Below are 2,317 nucleotides of genomic sequence, written 5' to 3'. Positions count from 1 at the left end.
TCGCGGCGCGCACCCTGGGCTTGGTGATTGGCCGTCAAGTCGATGGCGGACTGCACGAAGACGTCGAGATCACTAACAACAGCCAAAAGCCAGTTCGTTTCAATCTGGAGGTCGCGATGCGCGCCGATTTCGCCGACATCTTCGAGGTGAAGGGCGACAACATCGTGCGGCGTGGCCACATCATCACCTCATGGTCGGCCAAGCGGGAAATACTTCGGGTGACCTATCGCAACAGGGGTTTTTGCCGTGAAGTAATCGTCCGTTCCGGCGAGGGCGACGGCAGGCCGACGGTATACGCCAACGGACGCTTGAGTTTCGACATTGAACTGAAGCCCGGGCAGGCCTGGCACCGCTGCCTGATCTACGACCTTGTGGACGGCTCGAAACGCTTTCGGGCATCAAAGGAATGTATTCATTCCAGCGTCACGTCGGGCCACTCTCGCAATATAGATGAATGGCAGCAAACAGTCCTGAAAATCGAGACCAGCAACGAGGAGTTCTATCGCTGCTATAATCAGGGAGTGCAGGACATGGCTGCCTTGCGGCTTCCGTTGCTGGGTATGGATCACATGGTGTTCGTGCCGGCCGCCGGATTGCCTTGGTTCGTGGCGCTATTCGGCCGTGATACCCTGATCGTTTCGCTGCAGACGATGATTGTCTACCCGGAATTCGCCGCCGGGACCCTGGAGGTATTAGGACAATACCAAGCGACAAAGCGCGACGATTATCGCGACGCCGAGCCGGGAAAGATCTTGCATGAACTGCGTTATGGTGAACTGGCCTACTTCAAGCTAATTCCGCACACGCCCTATTACGGAACCGCGGACGCGACACCCCTCTATCTGATTGCACTGCATTCGGCATGGCGGGCAACCGGCGACGGGACATTGATCGAGCGGCATCTGCCGAACGCAGAAGCGTGCCTGACCTGGATCGACAAATACGGCGATCGCGACGGCGATGGCTTCCAAGAATATCAGACGCGCTCGACGGCCGGTTACGAAAATATGGCCTGGAAGGATTCCGGGGATTCCGTGATGTATCCCGACGGCGAACTTGTGCGCGGGCCGAAGGCGCTGTGCGAATTGCAGGGCTATGTCTACGACGCGTGGCTGCGCATGGCCGAGGTGTACGACGAGATTGGCAACAAACGACGTGCCAACGCGCTACGCAAGAAAGCCGCAGTGCTGTTCAAGAGATTCAACAAGGACTTTTGGGACGAAAAGTCGGGCTTCTACGCCTATGCATTGGATGGCGACAAGAAAAAGGTTCTGTCGGTGGCATCCAATGTAGGCCATTGTCTGTGGTCGGGCATCATCGCGCCGGAACGCGCCGCCCTCGTTGTCAAGCGGTTGATGCAGAAGGATATGTGGAGCGGCTGGGGCATTCGCACACTGTCGTCACACCATCCCTCGTTCAATCCCTACAATTATCAGACCGGAGCGGTTTGGCCGCACGACAATTCGCTGATTGCAATGGGAATGCGCCGATATGGATTCGCCGCCGAAGCGTCGATGGTGGCGCGTGATGTCAGTGGCGCGGCGAGCCATTTTCTACTCAATCAGTTGCCCGAGTTGTATGCCGGACTGCAACGCGATCCCACGAGTTTCCCGGTACAGTATCTCGGCGCCAACGTGCCACAGGCCTGGGCAGCGGGGACGCCATTCATGCTATTGCAGGCGATGCTTGGACTTCAGCAGGATGCCCCGCGCGGCAAGCTCTATGTTGATCCTGCGCTGCCGGACTGGCTGCCCGACATAACCTTGGCCGATTTGCGACTGGGGCGGCGACGCTTCGATATTCGCTTCTGGCGGAACGGCAAGGATACATTGTTTGAAGTGACAAAGGGAAAGCGCGACGCAATCGAGCGAATGAGCATCGCGCCGACCCTAAGAGACTCGAACGAAACACGGTTCGGCTGAATTATCCGGCGGCGAGCGCAGCGTGGATGCGGCCATCTCAGCTTTTGAGATGGTTGCGACGCATCTGATGATAGTCCTTGAGATGACCGATCTTCGCAACATCAGCGAAGTGGACCTGATTGCTCATGCTTTCTCCTTGCACTAGAAGACAAACGCCAAGACTGTTTAGGGTGAACGTTTTGGCTTTGCGTGTTATCGATTCTCTTGTTCTGCGCAGCCGCTGATCCTATTGCTGGGCCGGATCTGGATCGGATCGCTTTATTTAATGTCGGGGATCAATCACGGGCGGGACCGCGTAGCGATGTGAATATGCCGTGGCGCTGACTTACCCGGCGCATTTTCCGTTTATCTGCGGAAAACTGTTCGACGGCCTGGGCGACGAGATGCTTGGCCCT

At 57.1% G+C, this 2,317-nt stretch carries 1 protein-coding gene; it reads left to right on the top strand.

Annotation, left to right across the window (positions count from 1 at the left end; translation table 11 throughout):
• On the top strand, positions 1-1,922 hold a 1,922-nt coding region (locus VK725_RS06795), incomplete at its 5' end, for a glycogen debranching N-terminal domain-containing protein (protein ID WP_325317301.1).
• Positions 1,923-2,317: the final 395 nt, after the last annotated feature.

The organism is Dyella sp. (assembly GCF_035486915.1).
GTDB lineage: Bacteria > Pseudomonadota > Gammaproteobacteria > Xanthomonadales > Rhodanobacteraceae > Dyella_B.
This window is presented reverse-complemented; position numbering and strand designations above follow the sequence as displayed.